12 protein-coding genes are annotated in these 14,425 nt (G+C 76.8%); 3 read left to right on the top strand and 9 right to left on the bottom strand.

What is annotated here, in order from left to right; genetic code table 11:
• Positions 1-135: 135 nt before the first annotated feature.
• A complete protein-coding gene (locus LPA54_RS24875) occupies positions 136-582 on the top strand; it encodes an Lrp/AsnC family transcriptional regulator (RefSeq protein WP_228981602.1) in 447 nt (148 codons plus the stop codon).
• Here LPA54_RS24875 and LPA54_RS24870 read toward each other — a convergent pair.
• From LPA54_RS24870 to LPA54_RS24855, 4 genes are all read right to left on the bottom strand, one after another.
• Entirely contained in the window at positions 572-3,901 is a 3,330-nt protein-coding gene (locus tag LPA54_RS24870; RefSeq protein WP_228981600.1) for an AAA family ATPase, read from the bottom strand. The genes LPA54_RS24875 and LPA54_RS24870 overlap by 11 nt on opposite strands.
• Positions 3,898-5,076, bottom strand: coding sequence for an exonuclease SbcCD subunit D (locus LPA54_RS24865; protein ID WP_228981598.1), 1,179 nt, complete (start codon positions 5,074-5,076; stop codon positions 3,898-3,900). The genes LPA54_RS24870 and LPA54_RS24865 overlap by 4 nt, the downstream gene beginning before the upstream one ends.
• A gap of 129 nt (positions 5,077-5,205) precedes the next feature.
• Positions 5,206-5,832 (bottom strand): YigZ family protein, encoded by a 627-nt coding sequence (locus tag LPA54_RS24860; protein WP_228981596.1) that lies wholly within the window; start codon positions 5,830-5,832, stop codon positions 5,206-5,208.
• Positions 5,833-5,853: 21 nt separating this feature from the next.
• Positions 5,854-6,258, bottom strand: a complete 405-nt coding sequence (locus tag LPA54_RS24855) for a DUF4188 domain-containing protein (RefSeq protein WP_228981594.1) — start codon at positions 6,256-6,258, stop codon at positions 5,854-5,856.
• 249 nt (positions 6,259-6,507) lie between these two features.
• Between LPA54_RS24855 and LPA54_RS24850 the strand changes: the two genes are divergently transcribed.
• Complete coding sequence (locus tag LPA54_RS24850) at positions 6,508-6,921, top strand: CoA-binding protein (RefSeq protein WP_228981592.1); 414 nt, start codon at positions 6,508-6,510, stop codon at positions 6,919-6,921.
• Between the two features lie 56 nt (positions 6,922-6,977).
• On the opposite strand, the gene LPA54_RS24845 is transcribed toward LPA54_RS24850, so the two are convergent.
• The 5 genes from LPA54_RS24845 to LPA54_RS24825 all read right to left on the bottom strand — a co-directional run bounded on the left by LPA54_RS24845 (position 6,978) and on the right by LPA54_RS24825 (position 13,666).
• Positions 6,978-8,177: a sugar ABC transporter permease gene (locus LPA54_RS24845; protein ID WP_228981590.1), complete on the bottom strand. Its 1,200-nt coding sequence runs from the start codon at positions 8,175-8,177 to the stop codon at positions 6,978-6,980.
• Positions 8,174-8,956 (bottom strand): ATP-binding cassette domain-containing protein, encoded by a 783-nt coding sequence (locus LPA54_RS24840; RefSeq protein ID WP_228981588.1) that lies wholly within the window; start codon positions 8,954-8,956, stop codon positions 8,174-8,176. The genes LPA54_RS24845 and LPA54_RS24840 overlap by 4 nt, the downstream gene beginning before the upstream one ends.
• Positions 8,957-8,981: 25 nt before the next feature.
• Entirely contained in the window at positions 8,982-10,115 is a 1,134-nt protein-coding gene (locus LPA54_RS24835; protein ID WP_228981585.1) for a sugar ABC transporter substrate-binding protein, read from the bottom strand.
• A 16-nt stretch (positions 10,116-10,131) separates the two neighbouring features.
• On the bottom strand, positions 10,132-12,672 hold the full coding sequence (locus tag LPA54_RS24830) for a SpoIIE family protein phosphatase (RefSeq protein WP_228981614.1): 2,541 nt from the start codon (positions 12,670-12,672) through the stop codon (positions 10,132-10,134).
• Positions 12,673-12,922: 250 nt separating this feature from the next.
• Positions 12,923-13,666, bottom strand: coding sequence for a DapH/DapD/GlmU-related protein (locus LPA54_RS24825; RefSeq protein ID WP_228981583.1), 744 nt, complete (start codon positions 13,664-13,666; stop codon positions 12,923-12,925).
• Positions 13,667-13,869: 203 nt separating this feature from the next.
• Between LPA54_RS24825 and LPA54_RS24820 the strand changes: the two genes are divergently transcribed.
• Positions 13,870-14,406 carry a gamma carbonic anhydrase family protein gene (locus LPA54_RS24820; RefSeq protein ID WP_228981581.1) on the top strand — a complete coding sequence of 179 codons (537 nt, stop codon included), beginning with the start codon at positions 13,870-13,872 and terminating at the stop codon, positions 14,404-14,406.
• Positions 14,407-14,425: the final 19 nt, after the last annotated feature.

Raw genomic sequence — 14,425 nt, 5'->3', positions numbered from 1 at the left:
GGGGACGTGGGGGCGGACGCGGGGTCCGTGGTGGTGGTCATGGCAAGAACCTACGGTCGGCGGATCATCGCGGAGAAGTGACGATCCCCGGCCCGGGGCTTGAACCGCCGGGGAAAGCCCTGCTATTCCTCGTGCATGACGGGACAATCACCGGACGCCACCGACTGGCGCATACTCCAGGCCCTCCAGGAGGAGGGCCGGGCGAGCTTCGCCGAGCTGGCGCGGACCGTGTCGATGTCGGCGAGCGCCGTGACCGAGCGGGTCCGCCGGATGGAGGAGGCCGGGATCATCTCCGGCTACACGGCGGTCGTGGACCACGAGCGGCTGGGTCTGCCGATCCTCGCCTTCGTCCGGCTGCGCTACCCGAACGGCAACTACAAGCCGTTCCACGACCTGTTGGCGACGACCCCCGAGGTGCTGGAGGCACACCACGTCACGGGGGACGACTGCTTCGTGCTGAAGGTCGCGGCCCGCTCGATGGCGCACCTGGAGCAGGTGGCCGGGAGGATCGGCGCCCTCGGGTCGGTGACGACGAGCGTCGTGTACTCCTCCCCGCTGCGGCGCCGCCCCGTCAGCCGCTGAGGCCCGTCCCGGCCCGGAGGCGGATCCGGGAGCCGTCGCGCCCCTTGACGACCTCCAGTTGTGCGGGGATGCGGCGGCGCAGGTCGGGGACGTGGCTGACGATGCCGACGCTGCGGTCCCGCTCGCGCAGCGCGTCGAGGACGTCCAGCACCTCGTCGAGGGTCTGGTCGTCGAGGCTGCCGAACCCCTCGTCGATGAAGAGGGTGTCCAGACGGACGCCGCCCGCCTCGTCGGTGACGACGTCGGCGAGGCCGAGGGCCAGTGCGAGCGACGCGAAGAACGTCTCCCCGCCGGAGAGGGTGGCCGTGTCGCGTTCGCTGCCCGTCCACGCGTCGACGACGTGCAGGCCGAGGCCGGCGCGCCGACCGCCGGAGCGCGCGTCGGAGTGGACGAGCGTGTAGCGGCCCGAGGACATGCGCTGGAGGCGCTCCGTGGCGGCGGCGGCGACCTGTTCGAGCCGGGCGGCGAGGACGTACGACTCCAGGCGCATCCGCCGCTCGTTCTCGGCGGACGTGCCGGCGGTGAGCGCGGCGAGCCGGGCCACCCGGTCGTACTCGGCGCGCAGCGGGCCCAGCCGGCGGACCTCCTCGTCCGCCCGGGCGGACAGGCGGTCCAGTTCGGCGCACCGTTCGCGGTGCGCGGACAGGGCGGTGGCGGCGGCCCGGACGGCGCGCTCGGCGGCGTCGTGGGCGGCGAGGGCTGCGGGCAGGTCGGGGGGCGGGCCCTCGGCGGCCTCGCGCGCGCCGTCCTCGGCGAGCCGGTCGGCGACGGCGGCGGCCTCGGCCTGCCAGGCGTCGACGCGGCGCTGGAGTTCGCGCTGCCGGTCGCCGTCGAGGAGGGCGTCCGCGGCGGCCCGCGGGCTGGGGAAGCCGGCGCCGCGGGCGGCTTCGGCGAGCCGGTCCTCCGCCTCCTCCAGCCGCCGGGCGGCGGTCCCCGCGGCCCGTACGGCCCCGGCGGCCGCGGCGAGGGCGGCGATGCGGTGCTCCAGCTCGGCCTGCCACCGCGCGACCGTGTCGCGCCCGTCGCCGAGGATCCGGGCGATCTCCGCCTCCAGGGCGGCCTGTTCCTGGTCGAGAGCCTCGCGGCGGGACGCCCTGGCGGCGGCCCGCACCTCCGCCTGCCGGTGCGCGTCGAGGCGCCGGGCGTGCTCGCCCTCGGCCCGTTCGAGCTCCTCCCGGGCGGTGTGGGCGGCGGCGGCCAGCTCGTACGCCTCCGCGTGCCGCCGTTCGAGGTCGGCGACCGCCTCGGCCAGTTCGGCGGCGGTCGGCCCGGTGAGGGCGAGCACGGCGACACCGGACGGGGACGCGGCGGCGGAGGCGGACGGGGACGCGGCGGCGGACGGGGACGGGGACGCGGCGCCCGTTTGCGACGCGGAGGCGGCGGGCTCCCCAGCCGTCGCGGGGGCGGCGGGCGCCTCGGGGGACGCGGTGGGGCGGGGCACGGTAGGGCGGGCGGCGGGCTCCCAGGGACCGTCCTGCCCGGAACCGTCCTGCCCGGGACCGCCCTGCCCGGCGCCGTCCTGCCCGGGACCGTCCTGCCCGGCGCCGTCCTGCCCGGGACCGTCCTGCCCGGCGCCGTCCGGGTCCCTCGCCTCGGCCGCCGCGGCGGCCAGGGCCTCGCCGAGGGCCGCCAGGGCGCGTTCGGCGGCGGCGCGGGACTCGGCGGCGCGGGTGTGCGCCTCGTACGCCGCCGCCTCGGCCGCGCGGTCGACGTGGTCGGCGGTGGGCCGGGCGGGGCGCGGGTGGTCGGCGGAGCCGCAGACGGCGCAGGGCGCGCCGTCGGCGAGGTGGGTGGCGAGTTCCGCGGCGATCCCCCGCAGTCGGCGTTCGCGCAGGTCGAGCCAGGTCTCGTGGGCCGTGTTGGCCCGGTCCCTGGCGGCTGCGAGGTCGGTTTCGGCGGCAGCCGCGTCCCGGGCGAGGGCGTCGCGGCGGCGGGCGGCGGCCAGTCGGCGGCGTGCCGGTGCCAGCCGTCCCGCCAGGTGCTCGGCGCGGGTGGCGGCCTCCCGGGCGGCGTCGACCCGGGCGGCGAGTCCGCGGCGGGTCGCCTCCCAGCCGGCCAGCCAGGCGGCGGCCTCGTGGAGGGCCTCGTCGTCGGCGCGGGCCTGCCGGTCGAGGTCGGCGCGCTCGCGGGTGAGGAGCGTGACGCGTTCCTCGGCGCGGCGGGCGGCGTCGAGGCCGCCGAGCTCCTGGCGGTGCGCCTGTTCGAGGGCGGTCAGCCGGTCGGCGGCCGCGCGGGCCAGGTCGGCGGGGAGGGCGGCGAGGGCGCGCGCGTGGGCGGCGGCCGCCTCGTCGTGGTCGCGCCGGGCGGCGTCGCGCAGGGCGAGCGGTCCGGCCACGCGCTCCGCCGCGCGCGCCTGGTCGAGCCGGTGCTGCCAGGCGTCCCGCTCGGGCCGGCGCGCGTCGAGGTCGGCGGCGCGGCGGCGGGCGTCCTCGTAACGGGCGCGGCGGGCGGCGCGCTCCCGGCAGGCGTCGAGGGCCCGGCGGGCGGCGGCCTGCCGGGACTCGGCGGCGGTGAGGGCGAGGCCGGCGGCGTCGAGGGCCTCCCTGGCACCGGAGCGGGCGACCGCGGCCCAGCCGAGGACGGCCTCGGCGAGTCCGGGCTCGCCGGGCGCGCCGGTGGCCGCGGGCCAGTCGCCCGCGGCGTCCCCCGCGGCCTGCGCCATGCGGTGGGCCAGGGCGAGCAGCCGCTGGTCGCCGTCGCGTACCCGCTGTTCGGCGGCGCGGCGCAGGTCGGCGAGGCGCTCCTCCACCGCGGCGAAGCGGTGGGTGTCGAAGAGGCGGCCGAGGAGCTTGCCCCGGGCTTCGGCGTCGGCACGCAGGAAGCGGGAGAAGTCGCCCTGCGGCAGCAGCACGACCTGGCAGAACTGGTCGCGGCTCATGCCGACGAGCTGGGCGGCCTCCTCGCCGATCTCCTGGTGGGAGCGGCTGAGGCCGGTCCAGGTGCCGGTCGCGGGGTCGTACTCGCGCAGCCAGGACTGCGCCTTCTCGGTGGTGAAGCCGGTGCCGCGCTTCTTGGGGCGGGGCTGGGCGGGCCGGCGGGTGACCTCCAGGCGGCGGCCGGCGACCGTGAGGTCGAGGACCACCTCGGTGGCGGTGCCGGGCGCGGCGTGGTCGCTGCGCAGGGTGGCGCCGGGGGCCTGGCGGGCGCCGGGCACGGAGCCGTACAGGGCGAAGCAGACGGCGTCGAGGACGGAGGTCTTCCCCGCACCGGTCGGGCCGTGGAGGAGGAACAGGCCGGCTGCGGAGAGGGCGTCGAAGTCGACCTCCTGCGCGGTGCCGAAGGGGCCGAAGCCGGTGACGCGGAGCCGGTGGAGCCTCACCCGCCCACCTCGCGTTCGCGTACGGAGGCGTCGGCGCGGACGTCGGCGAAGGCGCTGTGCAGCGCCGCGCGCTCGTGCGCGTCGGGGGCGGCGCCGCCGCGGACGTGGGCCACGAAGTCCTCCGCGATCTGCTGGTCGGTGCGGCCGCGCAGCCGCAGGGCGTACGAGGGCGGCCCGCCGTCGCCCTCGGTGCGCTCGGGGTCGAAGACGAGGGCGAGCGTGTGGGGGAAGCGTTCGGCGAGCCGCGCCATGGGGTCGGTGGGGCGCGCGGGGTCGGTGAGCGTGGCCTCCACCCACGCGTCCTCGTACCGGGTGAGCCCCGGGTCGGCGAGGAGGTCGTCGAGCGGGCCGCGGAGGCGGGCGAGGGGACGCGGTACGGGGCAGTCGATCCGCTCGGCGGTGACGCCGCCGTCGGGCGCGAGGTCGACGAGCCAGGTGGTCTTGCGGTGCCGCCACTCGGAGAAGGAGTACGCGAGCGGCGAGCCGGAGTAGCGGACGCGGTCGGTGAGGGCCTGGGCGCCGTGCAGATGGCCGAGGGCCACGTAGTCGACGCCGTCGAAGAGGTCCGCCGGAACGGCTGCGACACCGCCGACGGTGATGTCGCGTTCGCTGTCGCTGGCCTCGCCGCCGGCGACGAAGGCGTGGGCGAGGACGACCGAGCGGGTGCCCGCGGGGCGGTTCGCGAGGTCGGCGCGGACGCGGTCCATGGCGGCGGCGAGGACGGCGCGGTGGCTGGTGGCGGCCGCGCCGAGGGGGTCGCGGGCCAGGGCCGGTTCCAGGTAGGGCAGCCCGTAGCAGGCGACGTCGCCGTGGGGCGGGTCGGGCAGCAGGACGGGCGTGCCGATGCCGGCGGGGTCGGTCCGCAGGTGGACGCCGGCACGTTCGATGAGCCCTGATGCCACGCCGAGGCGGCGGGCCGAGTCGTGGTTGCCGGAGATCATCACGGTGCGGACGCCCGCGTCGGCGAGCCGGTGCAGCGCGGTGTCGAACAGCTCGACGGCGGCGAGCGGGGGCACGGCCCGGTCGTAGACGTCCCCGGCGACCAGGACCGCGTCCACGGCGTGCTCGCGGACCGTGGCGAGGAGGTGGTCGAGGAAGGCGGCCTGGGCGTCGAGGAGGCTGACGCGGTGGAAGGACCGGCCGAGGTGCCAGTCCGAGGTGTGCAGCAGTCTCACGGTGCCGTTCCGCCCCCATCCGTCCCACTCGTCCGCCACCCGGGCCGGTAGGCAAGTCTGCCATCCACCGGTGCCTGCTCCGGCCGCCGGCTCCGCGGCGGAGGCGGACGCCCGCGGGGGTGGGCGGGGTCAGCCGTCGCCGTACGCCTCGCCGCCGAGCTCCAGGGCGGCGGTGCCGGCCGTCGCGTCGGCGAGCCAGCCGCGGAAGGGGTCGATGTCCGCGTCCGGCAGGCCGATCTCGATGCGGACGGCCTCGGCGTAGCGGACATCGCGGATGTCGCGGCCGGCGGCCCGCAGGTCGTTCTGGAGCTTGCCGGCGCGCTGGTGGTCGACGGTGACGGTGGCGATCCGGTAGCGGCGGCGGGTGACCGTGCCGAGGGCGTCGAGCGCCTCGCCGACGACCCCGCCGTAGGCGCGGATGAGCCCGCCGGCGCCGAGCTTCACTCCGCCGTAGTACCGGGTGACGACAGCGACGGCGTACCGGACGTCGCGCCGCAGGAGCATCTGGAGCATCGGCACGCCGGCGGTGCCGCCGGGCTCGCCGTCGTCACTGGCCCGCTGTACGGCGGCGTCGGCGCCGATCACGTACGCGAAGCAGTTGTGGGTGGCGGTGGGGTGCTCCCGGCGGACGCGGGCGACGAAGTCCTGCGCCTCCCGTTCGGTGGCCGCGGGGGCGAGCGCGCAGAGGAAGCGCGACCGGTTGATCTCGGTCTCGTGCACGCCCGTGCGGGCCACCGTGCGGTACTGCTCCTGCATCCCGCCACCCTACGGGGTGGTTCACCGGCCGCCGGGGGTGGCTTCCTCCGCCAGGCGCCGCCACGCCTCGTCCCAGCGGACGGGCAGGGCGTCGGTGGTCGTCTCCCAGTGGGCGAAGGCCGAGTCGCGGGCCGTGGAGCGCAGCTCCCTCATGATCGTCCGGTGGGGTTCGGCGCGGGCGTAGGCGTACAGGGCGTCGCGGTCCCGCCAGGCGGAGAGGGTGTAGAAGGTCCGCCGGAACGGCCGGGCGACGAGCGAGGCCCCGTAGGCGCCCGGGGCGGTGGTGACCTGGCGCCAGGCGGCGAACGACCGGATCAGGAAGCGGGGCACGTCGGTCAGGGACCGCACCTCGAAGCGCGAGGCCATGACGTGGGCCGTGGCGTTCGGCGGCGGGGCGGTGGAGGTGGTCCAGGGGATCGTGGGCACGGCGGGGCTCCTCGGCGGACAGCGGGCGGATAGTGGGACTACCTATAAACAGATAGTGCCACTATCCGACCTCCGGGCCAAGCCTTTTCCCGCCGCCGCCCCGCACCCGTCGGGCTCGCGGAGCCGCGCTTCCGGTCGACCGGCCGGGCCGGCGCGGCGGACGGCGCGGGGAATGACGGAGGACGCGGCGTGGTTGCCCGCAGGGAGGCGGCCCCCAGCCGGCGGGCCCGGGCAGGCAGGAGAGCGCACGTGTACGGCGACACGGAGACCGTCCGCAGGATCCTCGACCGGACCGGCGACACCTGGGCCGTGGTCGGCCTGTCAGGCAACCGGTCCCGCGCGGCGTACGGCGTGGCCGCCGTGCTCCAGCGCTTCGGCAAGCGCATCGTGCCGGTGCACCCGAAGGCCGAGACCGTGCACGGCGAGAAGGGGTACGCGACCCTCGCCGACATCCCGTTCCCGGTGGACGTGGTGGACGTCTTCGTCCACAGCGCGCTGGCCGGCGCCATCGCCGACGAGGCGGTGGCGAAGGGCGCCCGGGCGGTCTGGTTCCAGCTCGGCGTCGTGGACGAGGACGCGTGGCGGCGCACGCGCGCGGCCGGCCTCGACATGGTGATGGACCGCTGCCCCGCGATCGAGATCCCCGCACTCGGCCTGGGCTGACCCGGCCCCACCGCACCACCGCCCGCCTCCGGCGCCCGCCCCGCGGCCTCGCCGGGTCAGGCCCTGCCGTGCTCCCGGCGGGTGCGCCGCGTCAGGCTGTCCAGGACCACCGCCGCCAGCAGCACGCAGCCGGTGACCATGAACTGGACGGCCGCCTGGATGCCGAGCAGGGACATGCCGGAGGCGATCGACTGGATGACGAGCATGCCGAGCAGCGCGGACCAGGTGGTGCCGCGCCCGCCGAAGAGGCTCGTGCCGCCGATGACGGCCGCGGCGATGGCGTTCATCAGCAGCAGCCCCGACCCGGACGTCTGGCCGGCCGAGGTGATGCGCGAGGCGAGGAACAGCCCGCCTACCGCGGCCATCGTCCCCGACAGCACGAAGACCGACACCCGTACGCGCACCACGTCGATCCCCGCGCGGCGGGCCGGCTCGATCCCGCCGCCGAGCGCGTAGACGCTCCGCCCGTACCGGGTGCGGCGCAGGAGGAGGTCGAGGCCCCCGACGACGGCGAGGAAGGCGAGCAGCGCCAGCGGCAGCCCCTGGAACCGGTTGAGGACGTGCGCGGCGGCGAACGCCACCAGCGCCACCGCGCCGGTCCGTACGGCCACCTCCGTGAGCCGCCGGTGCGGCAGCCCCGCGGCCCGGCGCCGGCGGCGGTCCCCGTAGTGGACGAGGAAGCAGACGAGGGTGCCGAACGCCGCCAGCGCGTACGCGGCGGCGACGTCGTGGAAGTAGAAGCCGGTCAGCTTGGCGACGAGCCCGTCCTCGTCGAGGTTGACGGTGCCGCTGGTGCCGAGGACGAAGAGCATCAGCCCGTTCCAGCCGAGCAGCCCGGCGAGGGTGACGACGAACGCCGGCGCGCCCGCCCGGGCCACGAAGGAGCCGTGGATCGAGCCGGCCACGGCGCCGCCGACCACCGCGACCAGGACGGCGAGCCACTCCGGGACGCCGCGCTCCACGTTCAGCACGGCGAACACCGCGGCGGCGAGCCCGCTGACGGAGCCGACGGAGAGGTCGATCTCGCCGATCAGCAGGACGAAGACGACCCCGACGGCGATCATGCCGGTGCCGACGATGTCGACGCTGAGGTTGGAGAGGTTCCGCGGGGAGAGGAAGTTGGAGTTGAGGGTCTGGAAGACCGTCCAGATCACGACGACGGCGGCGACGACCGGCAGCGCCCCGAGTTCGCCGCCGCTCAGACGCCGGGCGAGCGCCCCGCCGCCGCCGCTGAGGGCCCGCCGGAGCGCGTTCACCGCTCGCCCCGGCGCGCGTGGGGTGGCCGGCGGCCCGCCCCATGGAGGGTGGTGACGCCGGTGACGGCCGAGATGATCTGCTCCTGCGCGGTGGTGCTCACGTCGAAGAAGCCGTTGTTGCGGCCCAGGTGCAGCACGGCGACGCGGTCGGCGACGGCCTTGATGTCGCCCATGTTCTGACTGATCAGCAGCACGCCGGTGCCGCGGTCGCGCAGCGACTCGACGAGGTCGAGGAAGCGGCTGGTCTGCTGGACGCCGAGGGCCGCCGTCGGTTCGTCGAGGAGCAGCAGCCTCGGTTCGCCGACGAGGGCGCGGGAGATCGCCACGGTCTGCCGCTCACCGCCGGACAGGGCGGCCACCGGCGCCCTGAGGTCCGGTTCGTGGATGGCGAGCGACCCCAGCAGGTCGCGGGTGCGCCGCTCCATGCCGACCTCGTCGAGGAGTCCGGCGCGGCAGGGCTCGCGGCCGAGGAAGAGGTTGGCGACCACGTCGAGGTTGTCGCACAGCGCGAGGTCCTGGTAGACGGTCGCGATGCCGAGGTCGTGGGCGTCCTGGGGCCGTTTCATCCGGACGGGGCGGCCCTCCCAGGCGACGGTGCCCGCGTCGGCGGGGCCGACCCCGGCGATCACCTTGACGAGGGTGGACTTGCCGGCGCCGTTGTCCCCCATGAGGGCGACGACCTCGCCGGCCCTGACCTCCAGCTCCACGTCGTCGAGGGCCTGGACGGCGCCGAAGCGCTTGCAGATCCCGCGCAACGACAGCAGGGGCGGGACCGTCACGGCGAACCACCTCCTCTCCGCCCGATTACACGGTGAGTCCGGCCTCGGCGCACGCCGACGCGTACTTCGGGGTGCAGATCTGCGCGACGGTGTACATGCCGTCCCGGACGACCGTGTCCCCGACCGTGGCGGCGGTGACGGGCACCGGGGTGAGCAGCACGGCCGGTACCCGCCGGCCGGTGCCGTCGCCGGCCGTGTGCGGGGCGACGGCGTCCAGCGGGTCGCCGCGGCCGAGGGCGACGGCCATCGCGGCGGCGGCCTCGGCCTGCGGCGCGAACGGCTTGTACACCGTCATGTACTGCTCGCCCCGCAGGACGCGCCGGATGGCGGAGAGGTCGGCGTCCTGCCCGGTCACGGGTGGGAGCGGGCTGATGAAGTCGGCCTTCATCGAGGCGATGACCGCGCCGGCGAGGCCGTCGTTGGCCGCGTACACGCCGTCGATGGCGTCCGCGCCGAGCGCGGCGACGGCGCCCGTCATGTCGGCGTGGGCGTTCTCCGGGCGCCACTGCTCCGTGTCGTAGGACTTGCCGACGCGGACCTTGCCCCGCAGGACGTCCAGCGCGCCGCGCTCCAGCGCGGCCGCGTTCGGGTCGGCGGGGTCGCCGTTCACCATGACGATCTGCCCGCCGTCGGCGGCCGGGCCCATGGCGGTGAGCAGGGCCTGCCCCTGGAGCCTGCCGATCCGGCGGGCGTCGAAGGAGACGTAACCGGAGACGGGGCCCTCCGCGAGCCGGTCGTAGCTGATGACGGGGACGCCCGCCCTGTCCGCCTTGCGTACGGAGGAGCTGAGGGCGCCGGCGTCGACGGGGTCGAGGACGAGGACGTCGACCCCCTTGGTGATCATGGTCTCGACCTGTGCCTTCTGGGTCGCCACGCCACCCTGCGCGTTGGCGTACTCGACGCCGCACCCGGGGCACAGCTGATGGACCTTCGCCTCGAACAGCGGCCGGTCGAAGGCCTCCCACCGCGCCGTGTGGGTGTCGGGCAGCAGCAGGCCGATCCTGGGCGTGAACTCCGTCTCGGGCCGCGGCCCGCCGTCCACGTACGCCTGGTCGGCCGTACCGCAGGCGGCGAGGGCCACCGCGAGGGACACCGCCGCGGCGACGGCGGTACGGCGACGGCCGCGCCGGCGGCGCCACCGGGGGAGCACGGGGAGCACGGGGTCCACCTCCTCCTCAGGGGCCGCCGGGCGGGGCGGTGGCGGCGCCCGCGGTTCCGGACGCGGCGGCGGGGACCGGGGCGACGACGAACTCGCTCCACACCTGCTTGCCGCCGCTGACGGGTACCGAGCCCCAGGTCGCGGACATCGCCTCCACCAGCAGGAGCCCGCGGCCCCCGGTGGCCTCCCAGTCGGCGACGACGGGCTTGGCGGGGGCCCGGGGCGAGGCGTCGGTCACGGCGATCCGCATCCGGTCGCCGGCGAGCGTGAGGTCGAGGCGGACGGCGCCCTGGGTGTGGATCAGGGCGTTGGTGACCAGTTCGGAGACGACGAGCAGGGCCGCGTCGGCCTCCTCGGCCACGCCCCAGCCGCGCAGGGTGCGGGCGGTGAAGCGGCGCGCGTGCATCACGGCGTCGGGCAGCCGCCACACGGTCCACCCGGCCCGGATGGGCCGCACGCTCGTCCCGTCGTAGCGCAGGAGGAGCACGGCCACGTCGTCGTCGCGGCGGGTGCCGTCGCCGAGGAGCCCGTCGGCCATGCGCCCGGCGTCCGACGGGTCGGCCGCCGACAGCAGCCCGCGCATCCGCCGCATGCCGTCCTCCAGGTGGAGGGAGGCGGACTCGACGAGCCCGTCCGTGAGGAGGGCGAGGACCGTGCCGGGGACGAGCCCCGCGGCGGTGATCGGGTAGTCGGCGTCCGCCAGGATGCCGAGCGGGAGGCCGCCCTCGGTGTCGATCTCCTCCGTGGAGCCGTCCGGGTGGCGCAGCAGCGGGGCGAGGTGCCCGGCGCGGACGATCCAGGCGTCGCCCTCCTCCATGTCGAGTTCGACGTAGCAGCAGGTGGCGAAGAGGTCGGTCTCCATGCCGACGAGGAGCCGGTTGGCGTGCGAGACGACGACGTCCGGCGGGTGGCCCTCCACGGCGTACGCCCGGATCGCCGTGCGGATCTGGCCCATGATGGTGGCCGCCCCGGCGCTGTGGCCCTGGACGTCGCCGATGACGAGCCCGACGCGGCTGTCGGAGAGCGGGATGACGTCGTACCAGTCGCCGCCCACCTCAAGGCCGACCATGGCGGGCAGGTAGCGGGCCACGGCGACGCCGCCGGCGAGGGCGGGGAGCCGGCGGGGCAGCAGACTGCGCTGGAGGGTCGTGGCGAGTTCGTGCTGGGCGTCGAAGGCGTGGGCGCGCCGCAGGGCCTGGCCCACCAGCCCGGCGGTCGCGGTGAGCAGGGAGCGCTCCTCGGCGCCGAACTCGTGCGGGGCGTCCCAGCCGGCGAGGCACGCGCCGATGACGCGGCCCTCGGCGGGCAGCGGCAGGAGGGCCAGCCCGCCGGGCCCGACGCCCTCCAGCGCCGGTTCGAGCTCCGCGCCCGCCGGGCAGAGGCCGACCCGGACCTCGCGGAGGGCGGTGGCGAGGGTGGGCAGCGCCCGCAGCGGGGTGTCGGGCCACTCGGAGCGCCACTCGGAGCGCCAGATGTCCGGCCAGGCGGCCGGGTCGGGAGGGTCGAGGACGGTGACGACGAGCCGGTCGGCCTCCAGCCCGGCGACGGCGACGCGGTCGGCTCCCACGAGCGGGTCGCGCAGTGCCTCGACGACGGCGAGAGCGACGTCGCGGGCGGTCATCGTGGCGGCGAGGGCGGCCGACAGCCGCTGGACGAGGGCGACCTCGTCGGTCTCCGGGCGCAGCGACGAGGCGTCGACGACGACGCCGAGGACCCGCTCGGGCCGCCCCGAGGGGTCCTCGAGCACCCGGCAGCGCAGCCGCAGCCAGCGCAGCTCGCCGGTGGGGCGGCGGACCCGGAACTCCAGCTCCCTGCTGGCCGGGGCGCCCTTGCCGGGCTCGACGAGGGACATCAGGGTGGGCAGGTCGTCGGGGACGGCGTGCGCGAGGAGCGTCTCCACGCGGCCGTCGAACTCCCCGGGGTCGATGTCGACCAGCTCCAGCATCCACGGGTCGGCGGTGATGCGGCCGGAGTGGAGGGCGAGGGTGAACGAGCCGAGCCGTCCGGTGGCCAGGGCGTGGTCGGGCAGCAGCCCGCCGTGGAACCGGCCGCCCTCCGCCACCGGGGCCGCACCGGCCCGTCCCGGGCCCGCCCCGCCCGCCGCACCCGGCGTACCCGGGGCGGCGCCCGGCCCGGTCGCCGTACCCGGCCCGGTCGCGGCGCCGGGGCCGGCGCCCGCCTCGATCCGGGCGGCGACCTGTTCGGCGTACAGCTCCAGGAAGGCGCGCCGGTCGGTGTCGAAGCCCTCGCCGGTGTCGTCGACGACGACCAGGCAGCCGAGCCGCCGGTCGTCCGCGCCGATCGGCAGCACACCCAGCGGGGCGTCCGCGGCGACCGTGCCGGGAACGGCGGCGCGGCGCTCCGCCGGCTCGTCGGGGCCGAACCACAGGGCGCGTCCGCCGCGGTACGCGTCGGCCACGGCAGACCGCCCCGACACGGCGTAGCCGGCGGGCCAGTCCGGCGGCACGCCGGACTCCCCCACCGGACCGACGAGCCGCAGCTCCCTGCCGCCCCGGCTCGGCGCGTAGACGGCCGCCAGGGTCGCCCCGGCGAACATCAGTGCCCGGCCGGCGGCCGGCGGCGGCGCGCCACCGGTCGGCCAGGGGTCACCGGGGGCTCCGCCCGCGGGGTCAGCCCGCAGTCCCGGAGCCCCAGCCGCGCCGCCACCCTCGCTGGACACTTCGCCATCCACCTCACCCTCCATACTGGGCGTCCTCGCAGGAGGGCGGCCAGTCAGACGGTCCGCCGGGGTGGCGCCGGGCCCCGGGCGGGCGGGTGCGGCGTCAGATGCCCGTCACCGGCCCACGTCAGCGGCCCTCCCAGTGGGCCAGCGCCGCCAGCTGCGCCGCGGTGACGTGGTCCGGAATCGGTACGGGCGGGGGCGTGCGGAGCGGGGGCTGCCATCCGGTGTCGGGGTCCCAGCGGCGTACGACGCGGGCCGGCGCCCCGGCGACCACGGCGTGGTCGGGCACCTCGCCCCGGACGACGGCTCCGGCCGCGACGACGACGTTGCGGCCGAGGCGCGCGCCCGGCAGGACCACCGCGCCCGTGCCGAGCCAGCAGCCGGGACCGATCTCCACGGGGGCGGAGCGCGGCCACTGCCGGCCGATCGGCTCGTGCGGGTCGTCGTAGCTGTGGTTGGTCGAGGTGATGTAGACGTACGGCCCGCAGAAGGTGTCCCGGCCGATGGTCACCGGCGCGTCCGCCACGACGTGGCTGCCCCGCCCGAGGACCACGCCGTCACCGAGACTCACCACGGGGTCGGGGCCGAGGTCGAGGCCGGGCAGCATGCCGGCGCTGAGCGTCACCTGCTCGCCGATGATGCAGCACTCGCCCAGCTCGATCCACGCCTCGCCGAAGACCGCGCCCTGGGGGAACGCCAGCTTCGTGCCGGCGCCGATGCGGCGGAAGCGCAGGGGTCCGGGCCGTTCGGCCGTCACCGCGCCGGTCTCCTGCACCCAGCGCCAGCCCCGGTGCACCACGGCCGACAGCACCCGGCGGCGCCGGGCGGCGAGCGACGCGAACGAGAACGTGTTTCTGTTGCTGGGCACCCGGCCACGGTAGTGCGCCCGCTCCGCGGCGGTCGCGGCGCGGCCCTGTGATGTTCGCCCCACCGCCCGGCCCGGTCCGGCCGTGGCCTACGGTTCCCTCGGGCACGACGACGGACGAGGCACGAGGGACGAGACGGAACGACGGGCGCGGCGCCGCGCCCGTCCGACGCAACGGAGCGCACGCGCGCGCACGAGGAGCCGAGATGACGCGAGGACCGCTGATCACCGCCGTGGGCGGCAAGGAGCCGGAGGTGGACGCCACGGCCTTCGCCGCGCCGACCGCCGTGGTGGTGGGCGAGGTGACGATGGGCCCCGGGTCGAGCGTCTGGTACCACGCCGTGCTCCGCGCTGACCTGGGCCCCATCGTCCTGGGCGCGGACACCAACATCCAGGACGGCTGCACGGTCCATGTCGACCCGGGCTACCCGGTGACGGTCGGCGAGCGGGTCTCCGTCGGACACAACGCCGTCCTGCACGGCTGCACCGTCGAGGACGACGTCCTGGTCGGCATGGGCGCGACCGTGCTGAACGGCGCGCACATCGGGGCCGGTTCGCTGGTCGCGGCGCAGGCGCTGGTCCCGCAGGGGATGCGGGTCCCGCCCGGTTCGCTCGTCGCGGGCGTCCCCGCGAAGGTCCGCCGGGAGCTGACCGACGAGGAGCGCGAGGGCATCCGGGTCAACGCCGCGATGTACCTGGAGTTGGCGCGGGCGCACCGCGAGGCGCACGCCGCGGGGGCCTGACCGGTACCCCCGCGGCGTG

Source organism: Streptomyces sp. DH12 (assembly GCF_020873895.1).
Lineage (GTDB): Bacteria > Actinomycetota > Actinomycetes > Streptomycetales > Streptomycetaceae > Streptomyces.
This window is presented reverse-complemented; position numbering and strand designations above follow the sequence as displayed.